The organism is Terriglobus sp., assembly GCF_965201105.1.
Taxonomy (GTDB): domain Bacteria; phylum Acidobacteriota; class Terriglobia; order Terriglobales; family Acidobacteriaceae; genus Terriglobus.
On sequence record NZ_OZ241741.1, the window covers coordinates 18,641 to 43,576 of the forward strand.

At 60.9% G+C, this 24,936-nt stretch carries 20 protein-coding genes and 2 pseudogenes; 7 read left to right on the forward strand and 15 right to left on the reverse strand.

The features are described from left to right. The first annotated feature begins 27 nt into the window (after positions 1 to 27). From ACOFKT_RS00075 to ACOFKT_RS00085, 3 genes are all read left to right on the forward strand, one after another. Complete coding sequence (locus ACOFKT_RS00075; protein WP_419805414.1) at positions 28 to 2,580, forward strand: 2-oxoglutarate dehydrogenase E1 component; 2,553 nt, start codon at positions 28 to 30, stop codon at positions 2,578 to 2,580. A gap of 75 nt (positions 2,581 to 2,655) precedes the next feature. After that, complete coding sequence (locus ACOFKT_RS00080) at positions 2,656 to 3,681, forward strand: zinc-binding alcohol dehydrogenase family protein (RefSeq protein ID WP_419805415.1); 1,026 nt, start codon at positions 2,656 to 2,658, stop codon at positions 3,679 to 3,681. Positions 3,682 to 3,830: 149 nt separating this feature from the next. Further along, positions 3,831 to 4,988 carry a DUF3829 domain-containing protein gene (locus ACOFKT_RS00085; protein WP_419805416.1) on the forward strand — a complete coding sequence of 386 codons (1,158 nt, stop codon included), beginning with the start codon at positions 3,831 to 3,833 and terminating at the stop codon, positions 4,986 to 4,988. 133 nt (positions 4,989 to 5,121) lie between these two features. Here the strand turns inward: ACOFKT_RS00085 and ACOFKT_RS00090 are convergent, their stop codons facing one another. Both ACOFKT_RS00090 and ACOFKT_RS00095 read right to left on the reverse strand, forming a co-directional pair. Then, complete coding sequence (locus ACOFKT_RS00090; RefSeq protein ID WP_419805417.1) at positions 5,122 to 6,345, reverse strand: TPM domain-containing protein; 1,224 nt, start codon at positions 6,343 to 6,345, stop codon at positions 5,122 to 5,124. Positions 6,346 to 6,722: 377 nt separating this feature from the next. Continuing rightward, positions 6,723 to 7,904 carry a glycoside hydrolase family 27 protein gene (locus ACOFKT_RS00095; protein ID WP_419805418.1) on the reverse strand — a complete coding sequence of 394 codons (1,182 nt, stop codon included), beginning with the start codon at positions 7,902 to 7,904 and terminating at the stop codon, positions 6,723 to 6,725. 150 nt (positions 7,905 to 8,054) lie between these two features. Here ACOFKT_RS00095 and glgA point away from each other — a divergent pair, with 150 nt between their 5' ends. Then, positions 8,055 to 9,269 carry a glycogen synthase gene (gene glgA, locus ACOFKT_RS00100; protein WP_419805419.1) on the forward strand — a complete coding sequence of 405 codons (1,215 nt, stop codon included), beginning with the start codon at positions 8,055 to 8,057 and terminating at the stop codon, positions 9,267 to 9,269. 34 nt (positions 9,270 to 9,303) lie between these two features. Here the strand turns inward: glgA and ACOFKT_RS00105 are convergent. The 6 genes and pseudogenes from ACOFKT_RS00105 to ACOFKT_RS00130 all read right to left on the reverse strand — a co-directional run bounded on the left by ACOFKT_RS00105 (position 9,304) and on the right by ACOFKT_RS00130 (position 13,579). Next, positions 9,304 to 9,558: pseudogene (locus tag ACOFKT_RS00105) on the reverse strand (DUF86 domain-containing protein). Between the two features lie 46 nt (positions 9,559 to 9,604). Then, complete coding sequence (locus ACOFKT_RS00110; protein WP_419805420.1) at positions 9,605 to 9,901, reverse strand: nucleotidyltransferase family protein; 297 nt, start codon at positions 9,899 to 9,901, stop codon at positions 9,605 to 9,607. A 75-nt stretch (positions 9,902 to 9,976) separates the two neighbouring features. Then, complete coding sequence (locus tag ACOFKT_RS00115; RefSeq protein ID WP_419805421.1) at positions 9,977 to 11,113, reverse strand: alpha/beta hydrolase; 1,137 nt, start codon at positions 11,111 to 11,113, stop codon at positions 9,977 to 9,979. Between the two features lie 88 nt (positions 11,114 to 11,201). After that, positions 11,202 to 11,492, reverse strand: a pseudogene (locus tag ACOFKT_RS00120) (DUF86 domain-containing protein). A gap of 33 nt (positions 11,493 to 11,525) precedes the next feature. Further along, on the reverse strand, positions 11,526 to 11,822 hold the full coding sequence (locus ACOFKT_RS00125; protein ID WP_419805422.1) for a nucleotidyltransferase family protein: 297 nt from the start codon (positions 11,820 to 11,822) through the stop codon (positions 11,526 to 11,528). Positions 11,823 to 11,869: 47 nt separating this feature from the next. Continuing rightward, positions 11,870 to 13,579: an MFS transporter gene (locus tag ACOFKT_RS00130; protein WP_419805423.1), complete on the reverse strand. Its 1,710-nt coding sequence runs from the start codon at positions 13,577 to 13,579 to the stop codon at positions 11,870 to 11,872. Between the two features lie 249 nt (positions 13,580 to 13,828). Between ACOFKT_RS00130 and ACOFKT_RS00135 the strand changes: the two genes are divergently transcribed. Next, positions 13,829 to 14,194, forward strand: a complete 366-nt coding sequence (locus ACOFKT_RS00135; protein WP_419805424.1) for a hypothetical protein — start codon at positions 13,829 to 13,831, stop codon at positions 14,192 to 14,194. A gap of 203 nt (positions 14,195 to 14,397) precedes the next feature. On the opposite strand, the gene ACOFKT_RS00140 is transcribed toward ACOFKT_RS00135, so the two are convergent. The 4 genes from ACOFKT_RS00140 to ACOFKT_RS00155 form a co-directional block, all read right to left on the reverse strand. Next, on the reverse strand, positions 14,398 to 15,132 hold the full coding sequence (locus ACOFKT_RS00140) for an energy transducer TonB (protein ID WP_419805425.1): 735 nt from the start codon (positions 15,130 to 15,132) through the stop codon (positions 14,398 to 14,400). Positions 15,133 to 15,221: 89 nt separating this feature from the next. Further along, positions 15,222 to 15,557, reverse strand: a complete 336-nt coding sequence (locus tag ACOFKT_RS00145; protein WP_419805426.1) for a hypothetical protein — start codon at positions 15,555 to 15,557, stop codon at positions 15,222 to 15,224. Between the two features lie 323 nt (positions 15,558 to 15,880). Next, the gene (locus tag ACOFKT_RS00150; RefSeq protein ID WP_419805427.1) at positions 15,881 to 16,474 is read right to left on the reverse strand and encodes an energy transducer TonB; all 594 of its coding nucleotides are present in this window, start codon (positions 16,472 to 16,474) and stop codon (positions 15,881 to 15,883) included. 87 nt (positions 16,475 to 16,561) lie between these two features. Beyond that, complete coding sequence (locus ACOFKT_RS00155; RefSeq protein WP_419805428.1) at positions 16,562 to 17,110, reverse strand: hypothetical protein; 549 nt, start codon at positions 17,108 to 17,110, stop codon at positions 16,562 to 16,564. Between the two features lie 422 nt (positions 17,111 to 17,532). Between ACOFKT_RS00155 and ACOFKT_RS00160 the strand changes: the two genes are divergently transcribed. Beyond that, positions 17,533 to 18,096 (forward strand): REP-associated tyrosine transposase, encoded by a 564-nt coding sequence (locus tag ACOFKT_RS00160; RefSeq protein ID WP_419805429.1) that lies wholly within the window; start codon positions 17,533 to 17,535, stop codon positions 18,094 to 18,096. 604 nt (positions 18,097 to 18,700) lie between these two features. After that, positions 18,701 to 20,173, forward strand: a complete 1,473-nt coding sequence (locus ACOFKT_RS00165; protein WP_419805430.1) for a serine/threonine-protein kinase — start codon at positions 18,701 to 18,703, stop codon at positions 20,171 to 20,173. Between the two features lie 5 nt (positions 20,174 to 20,178). On the opposite strand, the gene ACOFKT_RS00170 is transcribed toward ACOFKT_RS00165, so the two are convergent. The 3 genes from ACOFKT_RS00170 to ACOFKT_RS00180 all read right to left on the reverse strand — a co-directional run bounded on the left by ACOFKT_RS00170 (position 20,179) and on the right by ACOFKT_RS00180 (position 24,905). After that, the gene (locus ACOFKT_RS00170; protein ID WP_419805431.1) at positions 20,179 to 23,016 is read right to left on the reverse strand and encodes a RelA/SpoT family protein; all 2,838 of its coding nucleotides are present in this window, start codon (positions 23,014 to 23,016) and stop codon (positions 20,179 to 20,181) included. Between the two features lie 65 nt (positions 23,017 to 23,081). Then, positions 23,082 to 23,900, reverse strand: a complete 819-nt coding sequence (locus ACOFKT_RS00175; protein WP_419805432.1) for an energy transducer TonB — start codon at positions 23,898 to 23,900, stop codon at positions 23,082 to 23,084. Between the two features lie 18 nt (positions 23,901 to 23,918). Then, on the reverse strand, positions 23,919 to 24,905 hold the full coding sequence (locus tag ACOFKT_RS00180; RefSeq protein ID WP_419805433.1) for a hypothetical protein: 987 nt from the start codon (positions 24,903 to 24,905) through the stop codon (positions 23,919 to 23,921). Between the last annotated feature and the right edge of the window lie 31 nt (positions 24,906 to 24,936).

The window sequence follows — 24,936 nt, forward strand, 5'->3', positions numbered from 1 at the left end:
GGCATACCATAGATGGGTCGAGGAACCATGGCCACCAAGGCGAAGTCGCAGGCAAAGTCCACAACCACGAACAAAACCGTTTCACCGACGATCGATGCGCTTCCGGAACGCGAGTCAGGCATCGAGCAGATGCGGGCAACGGTGTTTGAGATTTACCGCCGCTGGGGTTACCTGCAGGCCCAGCTCGATCCGCTGCAGCAATACCTGCCGCCCGAGCCGTTCCCTGTGGAACTGCCAGAAGGGTCGGACGCGATCGCGGCCGAGGCTCGCAAGTTTTATAGCGGAACGATTGCGCTTGAGTTCTCGCACATTGCTTCGCCCGAGCGCCGCGAGTGGCTGCAGGCTGCCATGGAGCAGGAGTACCGCGAAACCGCCGAGCAGCAGCGGCGCACGCTGACGCAGTTGATCAAGGCCGACTTGTTCGAGGGCACCATTCAGCAGCGGTACCTGGGAACGAAGCGGTTTTCGCTGGAAGGTTTGACGGTGCTGATCCCGTTCCTTGAGCGCATGTTCGAGGTTTCGTCGGAGCTGGGCGTGGAGCGTTGCACCTTTGCCATGAGTCATCGCGGACGCCTGAACGTGATGGTGAATACGGTCGGCCGTTCCGCGGCGGACATCTTTACCAAGTTTGAGGATGTGGATCCGCGCTCGCACCTGGGTGGTGGCGACGTGAAGTATCACCAGGGCGCGACCGGCGTGTACCAGTCGCCGAGCGGGAAAGAGGTGCGGCTGCACCTGGCGTCGAACCCGTCGCACCTGGAAGCGGTCGACCCTGTCATTATGGGCCGCGCGCGTGCGCGCCAGGTGCGGCTGGGCAAGGAAGGTGAGGCAAAGGTGCTGCCGATGATCATTCACGGCGATGCCGCCTTTGCGGGGCAGGGCATCTTTGCGGAAACGCTGGACCTTGCGACGATCTACGGCTATCAGGTGGGTGGCACCATTCAGGTGGTGGTGAACAACCTGCTCGGATTCACGGCGGAGCCGCACGAGTCGAACTCATCGCGGTATTCGACCGATATCGCGAAGCGCCTGCCGATTCCGATCTTCCATGTGAACGCGGAAGACCCGGACGCGGTGATGCGCGTTGCGAAGATCGCGGCGGAATACCGCGCGAAGTTCGCCAGCGATGTGGTGGTGGACCTGATTGGCTATCGGCGCCATGGCCACTCCGAGGTGGACGATCCCACGGTGACGCAGCCGCGGCGCTACGCGCGCATCAAGGAAACCGCGCCGCTGTACAAGAGCTATGCGGAGCGGCTCGGCGTGGATGCGTCCGCTGAGATTTCTGCGATTCAGCAGCAATTCCTGACCGATCAGGCCCACGGCAAAGAGGCCGAGCACGCGCCCGCGCTGAGCGAATTGCCGAAATATTGGGAGCCTTTCCAGGGCGGGCGCCTGCCCAAGGGTCAGGACGTCGCCACCGGCCTGGGCGCGGAGGAAATCAAGAGCCTGATCGCGCAGCTCACCAACGCGCCGGCTGACTTTCATGTCCATCCCAAGGTGCAGGCGCTGCTGAAGCAGCGTGTGGAGATGGGCGATGGCAAGCGCCCGTTTGACTACGGGACTGCCGAACTGCTCGCGTACGCATCGCTGCTGAAGGCCGGCACGCCTGTTCGCTTGAGCGGGCAGGACTCGCAGCGCGGCACATTCAACCAGCGCCACTCCGTCTGGGTCGATACGGAAACCGAGCTGCGCTACTCGCCGCTGCAGCACCTCTGCGAAGGCCAGGGCCGGTTCGAGGTTTACAACTCTATGCTGAGCGAGGCCGCGGTGCTGGGCTTCGAGTATGGCTACAGCCGCGACTTCCCGGAGGCGCTGGTGCTGTGGGAGGCGCAGTTTGGCGACTTTGCGAACGGCGCACAAATCATCATCGACCAGTTCATCGCCGCGGGCGAGGCGAAGTGGGGCCTGCAGTCTGGCGTGGTCCTGCTCTTGCCGCACGGGTATGAGGGCCAGGGGCCGGAGCACTCTTCGGCGCGCGTGGAGCGCTATCTGCAACTGTGCGCGACGGACAACATGATCGTGGCGCAGCCGTCGAATGCGGCGCAGTACTTCCACTTGCTGCGGCGGCAGGCAATGTCGCCCTGGCGCAAGCCGCTGGTGGTGTTCACGCCGAAAAGCATGCTGCGGCACCCGGATGCGATTTCGCCGGTAGCGGATTTCGCCGCTCCGCGCTTTCAGAAGGTGTTGGCCGATCGCGAAGCCAAGGATCCGCGCCGCATCCTGGTGTGCTCGGGCAAGATCGGCCACAACCTGCGGATCGAGCGCGTCAAGCGTGGTGATTTCTCGACCGCGATCGTGTTTGTCGAGCAGATGTACCCGTGGCCAGCCGAGGAGCTGGAAGCAGCGCTGGCGCAGTACCCCAACGCGGAAGAGATCGTGTGGGTACAGGAGGAGCCGGCAAATATGGGCGCGCTCACCTATGCTTACCCGCTGCTGAAGCGTTCCGTCGGTGCGCGCCGCGTGCTGCGGGTGACGCGTTCGGCGGCAGCTAGCCCGGCGACCGGTTCGGCCAAGGCGCATGAGTTGGAAGAGAAGGCGCTGATCGAGCTCGCATTGGGTAAGGGCGGCAAGAAGTAGCCGCATCCCGGTAATGCGGAGTTTCATAAGGTGCGGTCTGGGAACGGGCCGCACCTTCGCTGCATCAGAGCAGCTATGAAGGCCGTTGGATACACTTTGCCCTCGCCGATTGAGGCACCTGAGGCGTTGCTTGATATTGAGCTGCCGGAGCCGGAGATCGGGCCGCGCGACTTGCTGGTCGAGGTCAAGGCAGTTTCAGTCAATCCCGTGGATGTGAAGGTGCGTGCGGGCACGCGGCCCGATGAGGGCGCCGAGTACAAGGTGCTGGGTTACGATGCCGCCGGCGTGGTGGTGCGGCGCGGGCGCGATTGTTCGCTATTTAAAGTCGGTGACGAGGTTTGGTACGCGGGTTCGATCGCGCGCCAGGGGACGAACGCGCAGTTTCACGCAGTAGATGAGCGCATTGTTGCGCCGAAGCCGAAGTCGATCGGCTTTGCCGAAGCCGCAGCGCTGCCGCTGACGGCGATCACGGCGTGGGAGCTCTTGTTTGACCGGCTCGGCATCGACCAGTTCAAGGGGGCGCAGGCACACCAGCGCAAGGGCGTGCTGCTGGTGGTAGGTGGCGCGGGTGGCGTCGGCTCAATCCTGACGCAGATCGCGAGCAAGCTGACCGCGTTGACCGTGGTCGCGACCGCGTCACGCGCGGAGACGGTGCAGTGGTGTTACGGCAACGGCGCGCACTTCGTGATCGACCATCACCGGCCCATGCTGCAGCAGATGGAAGAACTGAAGTTTCCGCAGGCGGAGTACATTGCAGCCCTGACCGGCACGGAGCGGCACTTTCCGGAGCTGGCGAACATCGTCGCGCCGCAGGGAAAGATCGGCATTATCGACGATCCGAAGCAGTTGGATGTGAAGCTGCTGAAGCGCAAGTCCGCATCGCTGCACTGGGAGTACATGTTTACGCGGCCGGTCTTTCAGACGCAGGACATCCTGCGGCAGCACGACTTACTGGTGGAGGTGGCGCGGCTGGTCGACCTGGGTACGTTGCGCACCACGCTGACGCAGCATCTGGGCGCAATCAATGCGCAGCACCTGCGCCGCGCGCACCAGATGCAGGAGAGCGGGACGGCCATGGGCAAGACGGTGCTGGGGGTTTAGAGCCATTTCCGATGTTCGGCAAGCAAGCGCAAGAGCAGTTGCATAGCACGCGCGAGGTACTTGAGCACCGGTTGAGGGCCAAGGAGATGGTCCGCTTACCCGTCGAGAACGCCAGGAATAGGAAAACAGCTACAGGGATGTGAGCAGAGTTGCTGATTGCGGCGTGTTGGCGAAGGCCGACAGGTTCTCGTCACAGTCCACCGGCTCAGGCGTGTCTTGTAGACTTTGCGATGAGACCTGACCCTATGAGATTGCTGCGATGCTTCACTTGCGTGAACATGATCTGTTTGCCCCTGCTTCTGTGTGTGACTGGCTGTAAAGTTGTGGAACGCCAGAAAGGTTCTCACGAAGGCAACGCGGGCTCGGTCACGCAAACGAAAGGCACAGAGTCGCTTCGTCTGAGCGCGGAAGATGCGCAGCTTCGTACCAAGCTTCAGCCCATCGTTAAAAGCGTAAACGGTTGTCTCACGCATTACGAGGATTTCGCCGGCAGCTATCGCGACCGCGTAAAGAGTACTGCCCACTATGATCCGAAGATAGATCCGGGAGTCAATGGCAATGCGACGTTTGAGTTGACCAACGGCGACACGGGAACAGGTACTTTGGACTGCGCAAGTGACCTTGAGCGTGGTGCGTCGCTTCCGCCCGCCGTGGCAGACCTCGATCAAGCCTCGCGGGCGACCGCCTCTGCTCTTCGGGCCATGCTGGGCCCTGGCTTGCAACTGGACCAGTATCTGTACCGGAAGGAATATCTGGATGATCGCTTTGCCAAAGGCCACCAACTCGACGCAACCGTCGGGCCCTTGCTTGCAAAGACTCTGGACTCGACCCGTGTCCTGCGTGCCGCAGTGCGGCGCAGCAACGGAATGGTTCGTCAGCATGAACTTGAAGCGATCGATCGCAGAGAGGGTCACAGTCTCAACTGGCATACCCATGCGACTTTGATCGCCGCACGCGCGACCGACGAAGCGATTCAGGATGCCGTTCGCACCGGTGCCCTTACCGACGACTCTGTCGCCAAGGCGATCCAGCCATTCCAGGAAGCTATGCAGGCGACGCGGAACTATCTGGCACAACACCCCGACGAGGCCAAGAAGGCCGAGGACCAGAAGGGCATGTGGTCATTCGTGGAGAAGCCGCTGAACGATGAGTTAAACGAAGCGCGCGAACTCCGCGTACAGATTTCCGCGCCCGATCCTTTCGGTCAGCAAAACCGTCGACGAGATCTGGACATGCAGGCAAACAGTGTGAATACGGAGTTCAATGCTGCGGTTCGAATGCAGAATTTCGCGATTGAACATCCTTAGAAATGTATTTCGGAGGTGTAGTGCTGCTCCGAAGAAAGCAGATCCTTCGCTCCGCTCAGGATGACACTTCCAAGTATTTAGGACCGACACCTGCCGGCTTGATCTGGGTCCAGAGGCATCCAAAAAGGAGAGATCACCAGCTGCCTGAAGCGCCGCCGCCGCCGCTGTCCCCTCCACCGCCAGAAAAATCATCGGAGCCGTTTGAACTTGAATCACTGTTGGTTCCGGACGAGGAGCTGCTAGAAAAGTAGTGTCGGCCAATCAAAGGGTTCCGCGACACCATCGCGAACGCGAAGGTGCCGAAGAACAGCGAGCCTATGCCGGCTTCCAGATTCCTAAAGGTCGTCTGTCCGGCGAGTACCGGATGCGCAAACGTGCGTATCGCGACCACCGCAGCGGCGAAAAGTCCGGTCGTGCAGCCAAGCCAAAGCAGACCTGATTTGGGGTAGTTTGCAAAGAATATGCCTGCGGGATAGGCGACGAGGGCGAACGGTAAAACGGCGAGCATTCCCGTCCAGCTCGATAGCAGATGCCATACGAGGCCAACTGCGTCGACCAACGTCAGCGTGATGAACGGCAGCCCCAAGCGCCAGTACCAACTCCACTGTGCCAAACTGCCCACCGCACCGGCAAGGCAAACCAGCAGCAATGCTGCGACCATAAGCTGCCATCGCATCCAGGCTGTTTTCGGTGCGGGCTTCTGCAAGGCCTCGCCACGGATGAGGTGAGCCAGATCGTCAACCGCGGCGCTAACCCCTGCACCGTAGTTTCCGGCGATAAACTGTGGCTGCACGTCGGCGCGCAGAATGTCACCTGCAACGGCGTCAGGAATTGCTCCTTCGAGACCATAGCCGACCTCTATCCGGTCTTGGTGATCGTGCAGGGCGGCTACCAGCAGAACGCCATCATTGATGTTTTTGCGCCCCAACTTCCAAGCGTGGAACACGCGGTTGGCATACTTTTCAATTGGCTCGTCCCCGGTGCTGCCGACCAGCAACACACGAACCTGAGCGCCCTTTTCGTCTTCCAGTGAGCGGATACGGTCGGAGATGCTGGACATGCAATCCGCGGAAAGGTGGCCTGTAAGGTCTGTAACACGGCCGCGCGGTTCGGGAATTGTGGCCGGCACGCTGTTGTCGTACGGGCCGGTGGTGGTATCGTCCCCCGCGCTACAAGCGCTGTCGGAGGAGACCACAGGTGCATCGTCCTGTTCAGTTGCCGGTGAGACAGCTTGCGTGAATGCGGATACTGCTCGCAGGGGCCGCCCTGTCCACTGGACTATTGCAGGCACCGGCATACACAGTGGCAGGAGCATGCCGCAGAGGCACCCAGATCCAATCAAGCTATTTAGGCGCATGCTTAGTTATATGCGCTGCGGCTGCGATCCGTAAGAAAATGACTGTTTCGCGCGAGTTAGCCTATCTGAGTACATTTGTCGATTAATCTTCAGCCGATCCAGCCATGGCTCTTAAGTGCTCTCCTCGGGTCGCTACACCAAACGTCCGAAAAGGGACGCATCTTTCTCGAGAGCCACTGTTCAGCTTCAGTCTGAACTCCTGGGTAGAGCTAGACAATCTTTCGGCTCGGACGAAAGCCCTTCATAGCTCTACTGAAGATTTCCGCCACCCTCCTGGAGCTTGGTAAAGGTCTTGTGAATCGCTTTTCCCTCAACGACTTCGATATTTCCGTTCTGCGTAGGCTTGCAACGTAATACTTAAGTTGCGTGATTCCGTTCTACTTCGACAAAATCAGCAGCATGACGCCGTGCTGACGTACGGTGCCGGTGAAGATGCCCTGCTGATGGCCCAGGTCTTTGGCGGCCCACACGTCGCGGACGTTTGCGCCGGAGGGGAAGCCGGCCTGTGCCAGGTCGAACTGGATGTTGCGCTCGCCCCAGGAGGCGGTGACCAGAGCGACGGCGATGCGGTTGCCGGTGAGGGGGCGCGTCCACACGCTGATGTCGCCGTGCTGGTAGAGGCGTGTGGCCTGCTTGCCGAGCGGGTCCTGGTCGATGGCGATCACGTCGCGGTTCATCAGGATCGACTTGTCGGCATCGGTCATTTTTGTGAGGTCGTTGCCTGCCAGCAGGGGTGAAGCGAGCATGGCCCACAGGGTCATGTGCTGGCGGTACTCCTCGGTCTTCATGCCGCCGTTGCCGACCTCCAGCATGTCGGGGTCGTTCCAGTGGCCGGGGCCGGCGAAGGGCGCGAGGTCGGACTGGCTTTGCGCGATGATGAACATGCGCGCCCAGGTGTCGTTGATGTCGTCGGTGGTGCGCCACATGGACGCGCCGACTTGCGGTCCCCACTTCCACGGCTCTTCCAGGCCGTACTGGCACAGGCTGTACAGGATGGGCCGGCCGGTCGCGCGCAGGGCATCCCCCATCTTCTTGTAGGCAGCAATCATCAGCTTCGTCGCGGCCTTTGGGTCGTCGGGGTGCGCGGCGCGCTCGGCCGCCATCTGCTTGCTGAAGGAACACAGGTCGTACTTCAACAAATCGATGCCCCAACCAGCGTAGGTCTGCGCGTCCTGCGCCTCATGGCCAAGGCTGCCCTCATAATGCGCGCAGGTCTGTTCGCCGGGCCCGGAGTAGATGCCGAGCTTCAGTCCCTTGCTGTGTACGTAATCGGCGAGCGCTTTCATGTCCGGGAACTTTTCATTGGCATGGATGATGCCGCTTGCGTCGCGCTTGCCCTGCCAAGTGTCGTCGATGTTGACGTAGACATAGCCTGCGTCGCGCATGCCGGTCGAGACGAGCTGGTCGGCGGTGGCGCGCACGTCGACGTCCGTGACTTTGCCGGCGAAGTGGTTCCAACTGTTCCATCCCATGGGCGGCGTGGGCGCGGGCGATGTCTGCGCGGCAAGGGTGGTGGCTGCTGCAAGCGAGAGCAGCGAGATAAGCGAACGGACGTTCATGGAATCTCCAGACGGCGATGCGGGTGCGAGAGCCAGCGTATCGCATCCGTTGCGTGCGCGGCCACACGCATCCAAGGGAATGCCACGCGCGCGGTGTAGGATGACACGCGGCAGGCAATCGTCGCAGCGTCACACCCAAGGAGCACACCCATGCGCATCGGCATCATGACTCGCGAGTATCCGCCCAATGTGTATGGCGGTGCCGGTGTTCACGTGGAATACCTGAGCCGCGAACTGTCGAAGCGCGCCGAGGTTGAGGTGTACTGCTGGGGCGAGCAAGAATCACCTGAGACGAATCCGCACGTGCATGGCCAGCAGCCGTGGAGCGAGATCTCCAATGGCACGCAGGGCAAGTTCAAGGCGGCGCTTGAGGCGCTCAGCCTAAACCTGACGCAGGTCAAGGCGCTGGAAGGCATCGACGTCGTACACACGCACACCTGGTACGTGAGCATGGCGGGCTTTCTGGCGCGCAAGCTGTACAACATTCCGTTCGTGCTGACGACGCATTCGCTGGAGCCACTGCGCGCGTGGAAGGCGGAGCAGCTTGGCAGCGGCTACGCGATGAGCAGTTGGATGGAGCGCACCGCGATCCTGGATGCCGACGCCGTGATTGCCGTAAGCGAAGGCACGAAGAAGGACATCCTGAAGGCGTACCCGGAGATGCATCCCGAGCGCATCCACGTGATCTACAACGGCATCGACCTGACCGAATACCAGAAGACGGACGCGACCGATGCATTGGTGAAGTACGGCGTCGACCCGGGCGTGCCGTATGTGCTTTTTGTAGGCCGCATCACCCGGCAGAAGGGTGTTACGCATCTGGTCGACGCGATCCAGTACCTGCCGAAGGACACGCAGGTGGTGCTTTGCGCGGGCGCGCCCGACACACCAGAGATTGCGCAGGAGATGCGCGATCTGGTCGCCAAGGCAAAGAGCATCAACCCCCGCGTGACCTGGATCGAAGCGATGGTCACCAAGCCTGAGGCGATCCAGCTTTACAGCAACTGCGCCGTGTTCTGCTGCCCCAGCGTGTACGAGCCGTTCGGCATTATCAACCTGGAGGCGATGGCCTGCCGCGCGCCGGTGGTGGCGAGCGCGACCGGCGGCATTCTTGAAGTAGTCGTCGAAGGCGAGACGGGCTACCTTGTGCCGTTCGCGCAAGACCCGGCGACCAGCTTTCCGGAGCACCCGGAGCAGTTCGCGAAGGACCTTGCGGCGAAGCTGAACGATCTGCTCGCGGATCCAGCGAAGGCGAAGCAGTTCGGCGAAGCCGGTCGTAAGCGCGTGGAGGCGAAGTTCAGCTGGAGCGCCATCGCGGAGCAGACGCTGGCGTTGTACGAAAAGCTGATGGCGGTGCGGAGCTAGGCTCGATTCAGGTTCAAAAGAGCTTCGGTCACGTCTACCTGCAGTGCGGGTAAACGTTCGTGAATGCTTTCCAAACGATGTCGTGAGCTACTCCGTCATAATCGTGACGGATCACATTACCGAAGTCCTGAATCAGCCGCCAATCCTACTTCGGGCAAAGCTGAGTGGCTTGGCTGCCCAGGCGCTTTGAGGCTTCAGCGACAATCAGGAATTGCCGTTCCACTGCAGAGGTAGTCTTCAGGTCAGCTTCAGATTGCGCAAGTGTCATGCCTGCTACAAACGCCTGGATCGCGTCTCAAGCGTCGAGGATGTCACGAAGCAACTCTCCTGTCGGCTTAGAAGGCAAGCACGGCCTCTCGCAGTGCGCGTTCACGAATGTGCGGCTTCAACGTTTTCTCGCGCACCAGATCGACAGGCGTGGAAAGAAAGTCGCAAAGGTCAAGCCGAACGCTGCTCATTTCCCAAAGTGTAAGCGTCAGGTCTGGATCGAAGTCGACCATGACATCGACATCCGATGTATTTGTGGCTTCATCGCGCGCAACGGAGCCGAATAGGCGCAGATGCGTGACGCTCTTGGCCTTGAAATCTGGTTCGTGTTCGCGAAGTATCTGCAGTGCGCGGTCGTGGGTCATCGGCGTTTCTCTACTGTCATTGTGGCTTGGAGGCTCGCGAGGCTGCAAGTACTGCGTGCAACTTCTGAGGATCCATCAGTGCTGCGGCGTGTAGCCCTGCCAGATGTATTCCAACGCTTCGGGCAAGGTCTGTTCGCGCACGGGACGGTCTACGTGCACCGCATTCTGCGCAAAGATGAACTGGTAGTGGTAGCCCTTTGCGGCAAGCACGCGAGCCAGGTCCTCATTGGCGACAACCCAGTCGTGCATGCCGTCGCGCATGGCGTTCGGGTTCAACAGGTCGCGGTCGCCCACCTCCATCCAGATGCGGATTGGCTTCGGCGGCGTGTCCGCGATCAAGTGCTCAGGGAAGGCCCAGGCGCCGTGCGGCGTGGCAGGGTTGCTGGGCCATTGCTGGTTGATCCACGTGCCGGAGTAGGCGAGCACGCGGTGATACCAAGCCGGGTGGGTCCACGCCATGATCAGCGCGGCCGCGCCGCCAGAGCTGTTGCCCATGGTGAGCCGGCCGTTGGGATCGTGCGTCAGACGGACGTGATAGCGCCGCTCGACTTCCGGCAGCACTTCCTGCTCGACGAACTCGGCATAGCGGCCGCTCATGGTGTCATACTCCAGGCCGCGCTCGCTGCCCTGCGCATCCCCACCTCCGTTGGCGATCGACACGGCGGCAACGGCGGGGATGCGGTGCGCCGCGATGAGCGAGTCCAGCACGGGGAAGAGCAGGCGTTCTGGGCCGTCTGCGGTCACGATGAGCGGCAGTTCCGTGCCGGGCTGGTAGTTCGCTGGCAGGTACACGGTTACCTTGCGCGTGTACGGCGCCGGATGGCTCGTGGTCACGACCAGCTTCGCCGGGTCAGAGGGATCGGGCGTTCCAAACGTGCCGGGCTCGCGCGCAATGCCAGAGTAGAACTTGCTGTCGGCGGAGTTCATGGTGAACTCCTGAACATTGCCGCGTGGCACACCAGCGGCGGGCTGCATCTCCGGCGCGGCCGGATGCGTTGGACCGATGACGAAGTTGCCGTCCTCGCGTGGCGACGGCACGGTGCCGTCGGGCAGGTCGCGTGCCTGCACGTAGCCGGGCGTATGCGGCGCGCGCACCGGTGGAACGGGTCTTGCAGGCGGGCTGGGCGGCGTCGTTGCCGGTGTGCCTTGTGCCACGGCCGTGAGCGTGGCACAGCATGCGACGACGAGTGGAGCGAAACGGGAGGAATGCATGGGTGCGGCCTCGCGGGAAGTATAGCCGCGCAAGCAGCAACTCCTGCAACGACCCGCGACGAAGCAGCCACTTCCGCCTAGGTCAGGTTCAATCCCCGGATCGCTTCCACGGCAACCCGCTTGAGCAGCGGCAGTTCTTCGTGAAGCTTGCCCAGACGATCTCATCATCGATCTTGTGATATCCGTGTCGCAGAATGTTGCCGAGACCGCTCCAGTTCGATCATTTCACCTCAGTCGAGTAGCTTTCAACAGAGTCGCCGAGGCGGATCACGGCCTCTGTCACGATCTGAAGTCGCCGCTCAATGGCATCGCGGGTCTTCACGTCGCGTTCGTACCCGGCAAAGTCAAGCCCTTCCATATAGCGCTCGATCCAGAAGATCGTCCAGAATGTCGCTGAAGTGAAGAAGCGCCCCTAGAAGGCATAGACCTGTTCTCGAAGCGCCTCAACACGCACCAGGGGCTTCAGCCAGCTTTCAACAGATAAATCGACGTGCACTCCCAGCATCCCTTCTAAATCCTGCTGCAGCGTTCCGATCTGGAACTTTGCCTCCGGCCGGGTCGGATCGAAGTCCGCAAGAATATCCACATCCGACTCAGGCCCGGCCTCATCCCGCGCAACCGAACCGAACAGGCGCAAATGCGCAACACCACTGGCTCGAAAGTCAGCTTCGTGGTCGCGAAGGATCTGCAATGCGCGGTCGCGGGTCATCGCCTGGCTCCTTACCTATTCTGGCGTTGCTGTTTCGGGCGCGCAAGCTAACTCGCCGCCGTCTCCACTTCTTTTGCGTACACCTGGTGTGTCACGCGTGGCGGCTCTTCGCCTTGGTGCATGGCACGCACGGTCTGCAGAATGGTAGCGTCGGCCGTGGTCATGCGCTCGCGGCTGCGCAGGTACTCCAGCCAGCTTTCCATCACAAAGCTTTCTTCCAGCCGCTCGGGATTGTTGCCGTCGCGGAAAACGCCCCAGCGAATCGCGCCGGAGCGGAGGCGCACGTCACGCAGCTGATGAATCGCGTGAACGAATTCGTTGTAGCGCGCCGTGGGCACGTTGTAATCGATCAGGATGCGCACGGGGCCGTCTTCGGGCTGCGGCTCCAACTCAAGGTGCGGCACGGGCCGCTTCCACTGGTAGGGAGACAGGTCAGGGATGCTGCCACGCATCACATGCAGCCGCAGCGTGAACGGGAGCGTGATCGCCATGCTCGCAGCGCTGGCGCACATGGCCACCTTTACCGACGAGTGCTCGGCCACGTAGCCCCACACCACGGAGCCAATCGCCAGGCCGCCCTGGAAGACCATCTGGTACATGCCCAGCGCGCGGGCCTGCACCCAACCGGGCGCGTTCAGCTGCACGCTTACATTTAGCGAGCTCATGGTGCAGACCCATGCAAATCCGCCCGCGATCAGGAACAGGATGATGGGCCACGTTGTGCGTGCGAACGCCAGCACCAGCAGCGTGCTGATGTACTGCGCACTGGAGGCTGCAAGAATCTGGTCATAGGTAAAGCGTGCGCGCACCTTGGCCAGCAAAAACGCCGCGAGCACTGCGCCGAAACCCATCGATCCATTCAGGATGCCGTAACCCAGCGCGCCTTGGCCAAGGTGCCGACGCGCCACCACGGCCAGCAGCGACCACACCGCAGCCACTGAGAACGTGAACAGAAACGCGCGCACAAACGTGGCCTGCAGCACGGGCGAATAGCGCAGAAAGCGAAAGCCCGTCTCAACCGAACCCATCAGCCGCTCAGCGGGCAAAGCGGAGCGGAACAGTGGCTGGCGCTTCCACACATACAGCACCCAGATCACGGCGGCAAAGGAGACGGCGTTCAGGGCAAAGGTCCAGCCGGCGCCCGTGGTGGCGTGCAGGAACGCGGCCATGAGCAGGCCGCCCAGCGCGGGACCCACAGCGCGCGCCAGGTTGTTGCTTGCGCTGGCCAGGGCGACGGCATTGGGCAGTTCGCTGCGCGGAATCAGCTCAGGCACAATCGCCTGCCACGCAGGGTTGTTCATTGCCGACCCGATGTTCATCAGAAAGGTGAGCAGGAGCAGCCAGACGGGCCCGATGATGCCCGCAAAGGCGAGAACCGCAAGCAGCGCGACAGCCGCCATCTGCCATGTTTGCCAGAAGATCAGCAGGCGCCGGCGCTCAAAAATATCCGCGGTGGCACCGGCGAAGACGCCAAGCAGGAGCACGGGCGCGCTGGCTGCGGTCTGCATCAGCGCGATCAGCAGCGGCGAACCGGTAAGCGCCGTCATCAGCCAGGTGCCGCTGGTGTCCTGCATCCACGTGCCCAGGTTCGACACGGTCGAGGCAATCCAACGGTCGCGGAAGAGCGGGTATTTCAGCGGAGCGAAGCCGTTGGCCTTTGCGTTTGAGGGTGGCGGTGTTGCCTCTGGCGCGGCGGGCTGCGGTGAAATCGTGGTGGCGCCTTGCGGATCGCCGTCGCTCTGTGCGGAAGTACTCACCACGAACAGGGTAGCAACTCACATATCGTCGAATGAAAAATGGATAAAGTGCAGTACTGAGCGGCAAAAAGCAGCATGCCGCATCGGTGTTTGCAAGCGTAAGCCGTTAAGAGGACGGAACGCGTACAGGGCGGCATACATTGTCGAAGCATTGCCGCCGACATCTCGCGCCAGGGTGCATTTGGTTAGGGAGTGTCCTAGGTGTCTCGCGTCGCCTTGCTGGGTCATATTCATGCAGGGGGTTGAAGTATGCAGAGTGTGCTGAAGAACATCGCCCAAGATAGGACTTTTCTGAAAGAGCTAGCCGTTCGCGGCGAGCAGAGCGTGCAGCACATGGGCGGCCAGGCTGCGAAGCAGAAGAACGTGGATCGAAGCGACCCTCCGGCAAACTTCAACTTTCCTTACCTGGTCCGCCGGCCAACGCCATACCTGCGCTGTGACAACAGCGGCCGCGAGCATCTGTCGGCGGGCGTGTTGAGCGCAGACCAGGTCGTCTGGCTTGAGGCACCCTTGCAGACCGATAGCCGCGTAAAGCAGGTCATGGCGTTTATCCCGTTTGCCGGACTGGGTCGTGTGAGTACGCGAGCGTTGTCGGTTGCACCCACCGTGCGATAGGCACGCTCATCACAGTTTCGGTTCGTGATTTAAAAATCCTGCTTCGTCGTACTTGTGGCGGTTCAAACACGAAAAGGTCAGCCTTTCTGGCTGGCCTTTTGTGTGTTCGCTCTGCTTCCGGTTGAGCAAGTTATCGCATGGGCTAACTTATATGTGCGTTCCGTATGCCGGTGGCGAGCCTTCAACTGCTCCGGCGATGGCAGCTACCCGGCAAAGGTGAAATTGACGGTGATAGTCGTCTCTACCTCCGTTGGTTCACCGTTCAGCAGGTAGGGATTATAGCGCCATTGGCGGACGGCGTCCAATGCGTTGGCACGCAGCATCTCCGGACCGGAGACAACCTGCAGACTTTCTATGGTGCCGGTTTTGGAGATGATCGCGTGCAGCAGGACCGCGCCGGAAACGTGCGCTGCCTTCGCAATCGCCGGGTACGTTGGCGTGGTTTTCGTGAGCAGCGCACCGGCGGCGACACCGCTGGAAACGTTGACGCGGCTGGGCTGTTTTGGCCTCTCCGGCTGCTTCGTTACCACCACCGGTTTGGAGCCGACGCCCATCGCGTCAAGCACGCTACCGGCTGGGCCGTTGCCGGCGAGCATCGTGCCGCTCATGACGCCGGTTGAGGTGTTCGGCGGAGGCGGGTCTTTGCTTAAATCGATTTTGCGCGGAACCTTTGCAGGCGCGGTCATCGCGTTCAACGGTTCGATGGATTTAATCTGCCTCACGACTTGGGCCGGCGTGGGTCGAACAGCCGGCGGCGGTGGCGGCGGCGCGGTGAGCAGCGCGGTCATTGCGGTGCGGGGCAGGGCGGCGGGGTGAAGCAGCGGGAAAAGGATCAGGGCAGCCAGGATGGCCAGGTTGAAGGCAAGTGTGGCCAACATCCAGTACTTCGATTTGGATTTCAGCTTGCCTGAGGACTCGACGAGGGCGTCTTCGAACACGGTGCAGACTCGATTCTGCGAGAGCAGGATGAGGCTGCAGTGTTGACACCGTGGGTCAGGCAATTTGTTCCCAGGTGCGATTGCTATAGCTATCGATCAGCCGGTGCCGGCGTTGCATAGCGGCGCTTGGTCTGTGTCACATCCAGTAGAGCTTTCTCGTATTCAAACGCAGCGTTTCGGCAGGCCGGAATGTCTTGTTCGGGCATGCGGGGCTGCATGGACTGCGACGGTTGGGCGGTTGCGCCGGTGCCGCATGCGGCTGTCCTGTTCCGCTCGGCCTTGGTGAGCCGGGCGGTCGCGGCGCTAATTTCGTCAGCACCGGAATTGTTTGCGCGACAGCCAAGCGTCCCAAGCAGAACCGCGCTGGCCAGGATAAGAGCTACGCATGACAGCGTGTGAGGTGATCGCTTCAGGGTGCGATCCATGCGGCGGTAAGTTTGTTTTCTGAGATACACCATCTACTCTTATGTCTCATTTGTAAGTTGGGGGGGATGCTTCTGACGTTGACAGGTCCTGCGCCAAAGCCGGGGAAAGTTGTGCCCCCCACCCCCCCTGGTTTGTAAGTTCTTGTGCGAGAAGAACTTGAGTGTAACTTCTTCTTATTGCTCGAGTTCCATGCCAAATATGGAAAACCGGGTCCATGCTGGTTCCGGGTCTGTATCCAGTGTAGCGAGTTGAGCGAAATGGGATGCCAAGTCTATTTCGATTGGATTGAGAGACTTAGGCGCGGGAGGGACTTGACAGCGGGTTAGCCGCGGATGCGCTCGTAATAGAAGCTAATTTCCTGGGCGCTTTGGACGGGGGTGCCGTTGCGCTCGGCGGGTTTGAAGGTCCAGGTCTGGACTTTTGCCAGGACCTCGTGGTTGATGGACGGGGTCAGGCCTTCCATGAGGGTGAGTTTGGCGATGTTGCCCTGCTCGTCGATCACGGCTTCGAGGATGACGTTGCCGTGCTGACCGGGTGACAGGGTGCTGAGGTCGGGCTGCGGCGATGGGAAGTAGCGGACGAGCGCGATGGTGATGTCGCCCTCGCCGAGACCGCTGAGCGGGTTGGCGCCGGTGCCTTTCTCCGCGCTGGAGGTGTCCGGCTTCGGAGTTGGGGCGGAGGGCGTGGGCAGGATTTTCGCTGGGGCAGTCTGCTTTGCTTCCGTTGGCAGGATGGCCGCCGCGTGATGGTTCGCCGCGGCTCCGGGACTGTAATAGGTGAGCAGGTGCGTGCCGGATGCGGTGCCGGGCAGCTTGAAGCGCGCGATGGTTGGCGCGTGGTGGATGCCGAGCAGCAGCAGGGCGGCAGTAGCTGCGTGGGCTGCTACTGAGACATACATTGCGCGTGACCGCTGCATCGTCAGTGACTACCTTCAGGTGAAGCAACTCTTATATCTGTCACCGGCACTCCACTTGCAAATCGTAAACCGACGAGTTGCTAACCGTCAGGTGGTTTCGAAGTAGTAGATGTCCTGAGCGACCTTCACAGCGAAAACCAATTCCAGACCTTCGCCGAAGTCATCCTTTTCCTTCGGTTCGGGCACGTCGGTTCTCTTGAAGAGGAGGCCGGCTTGATTGTCGGAGCAGCCAGAGCGGATTACGCGGATGCCCTGGGGGCTCCGCACGATGGCGGCGATGTTGAGGGAGGCAAGCTCCGCAGCGATGCTCTCTGCCGTGGCGATGTCCTGCAGATTCAGGCCGGTCGCGTCGCTTACCGATTTGAACTGTTTGCCGGATGCATTGGGAACGATGCCGATGTCACCCATGGGACGGAACGAAGTGATGAGGCTTTTCTGGATGAGGGTGTCGTTGACGCGGTAATCGTTGAGCACTCCCCATTGCGAGACGATCTTTAATTGCACAAGAGGAACAAACCGCGCGACGAGCGCAGAAACTCGCTCATGTTGTTCCACGAACTTACGAAAGCGCTGATCCGCGCATGCTTCGCCGCAATGAAAGTCGTTTGCCATGCCGGGCGCCACTTTGGGATCCATGTTGGAGGAACCAGCAGCGACGCCGAAGAGATAGTTCCTGACAGCAGACGCATGCTCGTTCGTGGAGTTGCGGACTTGAAAGTCCAGAGGTGCATAAGGCTGCGTCAGCCGAGTGAACTGGGCAACGTCCTTATCTGCTGGCTTCGCCTGCGCATCAAGGTAGCTCAGGACTAACTGGACTTCAGTCTTAGAAACCTGTGCCGAAATAAGGCTTGTGCAGCATAGAGAAAGCACTGCTACGAACGTGGAGCGTTTGCGTGGCATGGCGAAGTATAACCATTCGCGATGCCGCAGGCGAAGCGCTGCATTAGCGATATAGGTAGCATGCCGTGTGGGCCCGCGTCCGCTGCGGACGTGGGTGTTAGGTTGTGAGGGATGACGCGAGGATTGGTGCGGTGGCAACGTGAGGGGACCTGCACTTTGTGACGTTCAGTTGTTTTGAGCGGCTGCCTTACCTAAGGTCGGTGATTGCGCGGGAGTGTTTCGTGACGGCGCTGGAGCGGTTTCGGGCTCGCGATGATTTTGATGTGGTTGGGTATGTGGTGATGCCGGAGCATGTGCACCTGCTGGTGGGTGAGCCTTCGCGGTGCCTGCTTGCGGAGTCGTTGCATGCGCTGAAGCTGAGTGTGGCGAAGACGATGCGGGCGCGGTCGGAGCTTTGGTGGCGCTCCGCCCACCTTAGCCGCAAAGAGCGCGGCGAAGGTGGGGCACGAACCGCGTTGGGTGGGGTGGATCTAGGGTCGCATCACTTCTGGACGCGGCGGTACTACGACGCGAACCTGTGTGGGCATGATGCGATGGTGGAGTGTTTGCAGTATACCCATCGCAATCCGGTGAAGCGTGGGTTGGTGCGGGAGCCAGAAGACTGGCGGTGGTCTTCATACCGGCACTACTCCCTGCGGGAGGATGGGCCGGTGGTGCTGGATTCGGGGTGGGCGTTTGAGGAGGCTCGGTGGTCGTCGCCGGGTGTGTCTTCGGAGGATTAACTGTGCCCTGCATTCGGTCGTGCCCCACCTTTGCGGAGCTAAGGTGGGATTGCCTGGAGTGTGTTGCTGGTCCGACCCACCTTAGCCGCAAAGAGCGCGGCGAAGGTGGGGCACGGGTGCTGGTCCGAGTTATCGGCGGGATGCTTCGGTTTGGTTGACCGGGATGGTGGGATTTGGGGTAGGCGTGAGGAGGGTCGGTGGTTGCCGTTGAGTTTGTCTTCTGAGGAGTGATTTGTGCGCGACATTCGGCCGTGCCCCACCTTTGCGGAGCTAAGGTGGGATTGCCTGGAGTGTGTTGCTGGTCCGACCCACCTTAGCCGCAAAGAGCGCGGCGAAGGTGGGGCACGTATCGCCTGATTAGGCGATCAGCAGTCTGCTTCGGGTCTGGTTGGAAAGGTCCGTGTGGATACGAAGTGGGCTCGTGAGGAGCCTCGGTGGAAACCTTCGGTTGACTCGGTGGGGTTAGAGGATGATGGTTCGCTTGAGATGTAGAGTCTCGCCTGGCTTCAGGACCCATGTCCGAAAATCCGGACATGGGGCACCCGGCACCCGGCGTCAGGCGGAGGTGGGGCACGCAACGTCTGCTCTGAATATATTCAGAAGCATGCAAGAGATTAGGTTGGAGCAATCCCGCTGGTTTTTCGATCCCCAGGCGCGTCTTGGCGAGCCGGGAGGGTTTGGTGCCGTGTACCAAGGCACATCAAACGATGGCCGAAATGTAGCTGTGAAGCAACTCGATGTAAATGCTGAAGATTCCGCTCGTAGGGAGTTAAAAGTTGCGGGTTACTTAATTCAGCAGAAGATGGAGTACATAATTCCGATTCTTGATTCTGGTCAGGACAGTGAATCGGGTCGGTTCTACGTCGTGATGGCGATTGCTGAACGTAGTCTGCAAGATAGCGTCGACTACGCCGCGCCATTTGAAGAAGATGTTGCGGTAAGCATTCTGAATCAGATCGCCTCAGGACTGTTTGAACTAAGTGGATTGGTGCATCGGGATCTAAAGCCAGCAAATGTACTGCTTCACGAAGGTCGTTGGAAAATAGCAGATTTTGGCATAGCAAGATTTGTTGCCGAGTCTACCGCTTATCGGACCTTGAACGACTTCCTTACCTACGAGTACGCTGCGCCAGAGCAATGGCGTGGCGAGACTCCAACCATTGCGACTGACATCTACGCTCTGGGCTGCATAGCTCATACGCTTTTGTCTGGCTCACCGCCATTTGCCGGACCATCATCCGAAGAGTTTCGTAAACAGCACTTGTTTGCGGATCCTCCACAGTTGGACGAGACGGTCTCGCCGTTCCTGAGTGAATTGGTCCAGATGATGCTCCGCAAGGCACCCGAGGCAAGACCAAGCCTAGAACGAATTAGGTCAAGGTTGACCAGCATTCGAGGGAAACTTTCCAAAGGCTCACGTAGTCGTTTGGCAGAAGCAGCTGCCAACATTCAGCGGACGAGAGCTCACGAAGAGGCTATGGCGCTCGCAGCTGCTGAACGAAGTGCACGCCGTGAAGAACTGGCTGAGCAAGGTAGGAAGATAATCGAAAACCAACTGCTCACGTTCCGGACGAAGCTGCTTGACGAATGCATTTGCTGCGAAGAGAACGGCGCAATCGTCCGGTTAGAAAAGGGAATCATCCGCACGGAATTTTCTGGTTCTATGCCGACTGTATCGGAAGACTCATTCAGTAAATCAGGATTTGATGTTCTCTTATCATTTGCCTTTGGGGTAGGTACCACCGACCTTATTTGGGAGAGCTATCTCTTCTATGGATCGCTCCCTGGAGGCGATCAGTATCGCTGGCATGAAACCTCGTTTTACGTAATTGAAGATAAGCAGCCCACGCCTACGGCCTTCTCTAGGGGATTTGTACCCGGCTACCAGTTCTTCGATAGTTTGTTCGCTGGTACGCATAAAGAAATTGGCCGTGCGTTTGGGCCAACGCCGATCGATGATGAAGATGAAGAGGAATTCTTCGAGCGGTGGTCAACCCTCTTCGCTTTGGCAGCGGAGGAGAAGCTCAAGCCGCCAAAAAAGTATCCGCTAGAAGAAAAGTTTTGGCTGACGCTCTGACGGACTTAGATTTTGCTGACGCGGTGGACTTCGCGGACGCCGGGGACCTGGCGGAGGTCGGTGGTGAGTTTGGTGAGGTGGCGGAGGTCGAGGGTTTCGATGACGAACTCGACGTTGGCGGTGGTGCCGTCTGGGTTGGAGTGGGTGTCGACGGAGCGGATGTTGGTGTCGTCGTCGGAGATGGTGGCGGTGAGTTCCTTGAGCATGCCGGCGCGGTCTTCGCAGGTGACGACGAGGCGGACGGGGTACTTGGTGGGGCGAGGAGCGGTGGGGGGCGTCGCTCTCGTCGTTCGTCTTTCGGTGCTCTCGTTTGCTGTGCCTGCTGCTCGTGGATCGTGGCGCTCGCCGGGGGAGACCGTGGTGCGTTGCTCGTTGCTCCCGTGGATCGGGGCTGCGGCGGTGTCGCGGGTGGCCTGCTGGGCGAGGTCTTCGGGAGTAGGGGACCAGTCGACGTTGATGCGGCGGTCGGATTCGTAGAGCAGGTTCTGGACGTTGGAGCAGGTGCGGGCGTGGACGGCGACGCCTTTGCCGCGGGTGACGTAGCCGATGATCTCTTCGCCGCGGATGGGATTGCAACAGCGGGCGCGGTAGATGAGGAGATCGTTCTGGCCTTCGACCTGGAGGGACTCGGTGCCTTTGGAGAAGTAGATACGGCGGGCGTCTTCGGAGAGCTTGTTGATCTGGTTGCCGGGGAGACCGGCTTTGGACGGGTCGAAGTTGGTGGGTTGGCCTGAGGCGTCTGAACCCACCTTAGCCGACGATGAAGCTGTCGGCGAAGGTGGGGCACTGCCGGGTTCGCCTTCTGCCGGCTGGTTGGTGGAGCCGGGGAGGAGGCGGTTGAGGATCTGGCGGGAGGAGAGTTTGCCGAAGCCGATGGCGGAGAGCAGGTCGTTTTCGACGCCGTTGGGGCCGCCCAGGCCGTACTCGGTGGCGACGCGGGTGTAGTCGGCTTCGGTGGCTTTTTTGAGAGACGCGCCGAACTTGCGGGCTTCGCGCTCGAGGAGTTTGCGGCCGATTTCGATGGCGCGTTCGCGCTGGTGCTCGTTGAGCCAGTGCTTGATCTTGTTGCGGGCGCGGGAGGATTTGGTGAAGGTGAGCCAGTCGCGCGAGGGGGTGTGGCCGGCCTGGGTGGTGATCTCGACGATGTCGCCGTTGCGGAGGCGATGGCGGAGGGGGACGATGCGGCCGTTGACCTTGGCGCCGGTGGTGGAGTGGCCGACCTCGGTGTGGATGGTGTAGGCGAAGTCGATGGGGGAGGCGTCCTTGGGGAGGACGATGACTTTGCCTTTGGGGGTGAAGGTGTAGACCTCCTCGGGGTACAGGTCGATTTTGAGGGTCGACATGAACTCGTTGGGATCGGTCATCTCGCGCTGCCACTCCATGAGCTGGCGGACCCAGGCGAGGCGCTGCTCGTCCTTGGCGGAGACGGATTCGTTGGCCTTGTACTTCCAGTGGGCGGCGATGCCGTCTTCGGCGATGCGGTGCATCTCCTCGGTGCGGATCTGGACCTCGAACTGGTGGCCGCCCTCGGCGACGAGGGTGGTGTGGAGCGACTGGTACAGGTTGGGCCGCGGCATGGCGATGAAGTCCTTGATGCGGCCGGGGACGGGGCGCCAGAGCGAGTGGAGCAGGCCGAGGATCGCGTAGCAGTCCTGCATGGTGCTGGTGATGACGCGGACGGCGTAGAGGTCGTGGACCTGGGCGATGTCGGGCGCGGCGCCGTGTTCGACATGGGCGGCGAGCTTTTGCTGGATGGAGTAGAGGCGCTTGATGCGGAACTCGACGCGGCCGGGGAGGCCGTGGCGGTGGAGCTGGGCGGTGATCTGCTCGGCGATGTTCTCGAGCAGGGCCTCGCCGCCGCCGGTGGTGCGCAGGTCTTCGACGGTCTCCTGGAGCTTGGAGAAGGCGATTGGATCGACGTAGCGGAAGCTGAGGTCTTCGAACTCGCCGCGGAGTTTGCCCATGCCGAGGCGGTGGGCGAGCGGGGCGAAGATGTCGAGAGTTTCGCGGGCGATCTTTTGCTGCTTTTCGGGGCGGAGGTGCGCGAGGGTGCGCATGTTGTGGAGGCGGTCGGCCATCTTGATGATGACGACGCGGATGTCGGTGACCATGGCGAGGAGCATCTTGCGGATGTTTTCGGCCTGGTGGTCTTCCTTGTTGGCGAACTTGATGCGGTCGAGCTTGGTGACGCCCTCGACGATGTGGGCGACCTGGGGGCCGAAGCGGCGGCTGATCTCGGGCGAGGTGACGGGGGTGTCTTCAACGGCGTCGTGCAGCAGGCCGGCGGCGATCGCGGTGGCGTCCATCTTCATTTCGGCGAGGATCTGGCCGACTTCGAGGGGGTGGATGACATAGGGCTCGCCGGAGGCGCGCTTCTGACCGGTGTGCTGCTGCAGGCAGAAGGCCCATGCGTCACGGACGATGGTGAGGTCGTCGCCGGGGCGGTTCAGGTGCAGGGTGTCGAGGAGGTGCTGGAAGTTGGTGTCGATCTGTGTGGTGAGGTTGGCGGGGAAGCCGGAGAGGAAGGTGGCGGAGACGGGATTATTCGCTTCGCTTGAAGTTGTGAGTTGGGGGTTTGAGGTTGCGGGGGCGAGGAGGCCGCTGGGCTCGGCGAGGTCGCCGGTGTTGTCGAAGGCGGGCTGGCCGCTTTCGGTAAGGTCGTCGAGGGCGGGGGCGAGCGGGACGTTGAGCACGCCAGGGCGGCGGACGGTATTGGCCGGCTGCATGGGGGCGGGCGCGGGGAGGGCAGCCTCAAGATTCCGGCCGGAGTCGGAGGTGGGGATGGCCGAGGTGGCGGAGATTGCCTCGTTTGGGGACGGAATGGCCGTCCGGGGAACGCCCATGTGCCATTTTAGCGTGGGGACGGATGGTGCCGGCGCGTTCGCCTGCTGCAGGAGGGCAGCTTGCGTTAACGAATCTGGAAGCTGACGTCCACGTTCATCTTTACTGGAACGGCCACCCCATCTTTTGTTGCCGGCTTAAATCGGTATTGGGAGACAGCCTTGACGGCTTGCTCATCCAATCCCAGGCCTGCTGGGGTATACACGTGAATTTGTGTTGGACTGCCGTCCGTGTCGACGACCAGGCCCACGATGACGCTTCCGCTGAACAGAGCTGCCTTTGCGTATTCGGTGTACTGTGCGTCCACCTGTCGAGTCACCTTGGGAATAGTGGCACCGCTTCTTCCAGCGATGTCAATAGGTGTGGGATCTACGTAGCCGCTGGGTCGCCAGCTCTTTGGGACGAGGTTGCTCAGGAAGTAAGCGTGCCAGTACTCCGGCACGTCTGCATACATATCTGTGAAGTTCTTCGCGAAGACATGATCGAGAGCTGTGCCGTAGTCGCCTGAGGCTGACGGAGCAATATGTATGTCGATTCTGGAGTTGACTCCGAGCGGTAAAACGCGAGCCAAATCGAACGGCTGCGGCTGGCCGTCTTTGAACAGCAGGCCTACCCTGTGCGCTCGCAAGTCCAAGCCCGCATCTTTGCGATCGACATGGTCGATCTGGACCAGACCCACCGTGAATGGGACGGGATTGCACGTTATGCCAAGTTCGCCTTGCTCATTGAATCGGAGTGGAATGTTGAAACAGAGTGAACGCAGGAAGAAAACGTTCTTGAGCAGACGAGCGTTCAGTGCGTCTGCGGCGGACTGAGCATTTGCCCGGATCGAGGGGACCGGGGCGAGACAGAGCAGTACGACCGCAAAACGGCGCGTGTTGAGCATTAGTGAGTGTAACTGCAATTAGAAGCGTAAGCCGATGCCGGTGTTCACGATGGGCATGAAGCGGGCGTAGGTGAGGTTGTGTTCCTGGCGGGTGCGGAAGGCTTTGAGGCTGGTCTGAAATTCGATGTTGTCCTGCACACGCTGGCAGGCGAACTGCCGTGGCTGGTTGGCGACGCAGGCGGTGCCGGTGAAATTGACCTGGAGCTTGGGTGTGTCGTTGTAAAAGGCGCCTAGTTCAAAGGGAAAGGTCCAGTGGCCGCGGCCATGGGTCAGGTTGCCGAAGCCGACCGTGAGGCCGGGTGCGGTCTTTTTCAGGTCGACGCGTCCCATGCCGTGCAGGGGGTCGGCTGCGGTGCCGTAGAAGCTTTGGCCGCCCAGATCGAAGGTGGTGCTGGACGGGAGGGCGACATTGGCGACAACGTGTGTCTGATTGCCGACGATGAACATGGGGCTGATGTGGAAGCGACCGTTGCGCCACGGAAAATAATCGAGCGCCACGCGGCCGTAGCCGGCGTGCACGGAGGCGTTGAGATTGGCGACGTCGTACTGGTAGGTGCCGTTGTAGCGGGCGTAGTCGGCACCGACGCGAAGGGCGATGTGCGGCACGAGCGGGATGCCGATCTGAACGCCGGCACCGGCTGCGCCGATGCTGGCCATGATGCCGACGTGGTAGCGGTCGTCAAAAAAGGAATGGCGGGCGGCGAGGGCGGCCTTGCGCTCGGACTTCGTGGGCGGCGGTTCGGGCGGGGTCGTGGCCTGGGGCGGCGTGGTGGTCAGGTAGACCGGGATGCGTTTGCCGGTGACCGGATCGATGGTGTAGATCAGCGTGTCGGTGATGGGCTTGCCGTCCTGGTCATATGCCGCGGCGGACGGGGCCGGGTTGGATGAGGACGGTTGCGGACCGGTCGTGGTGGTGACGGTGGTTGTGGTTGAGGTGGTTTGAGCGAAGGCAGACATCGCGAGCAGCAGAAAGGCGGTGCAAAGACGCAACCAGGTAAGGCGCACAGGTCACTCCCATTGGGGTTGGGGATTTGGA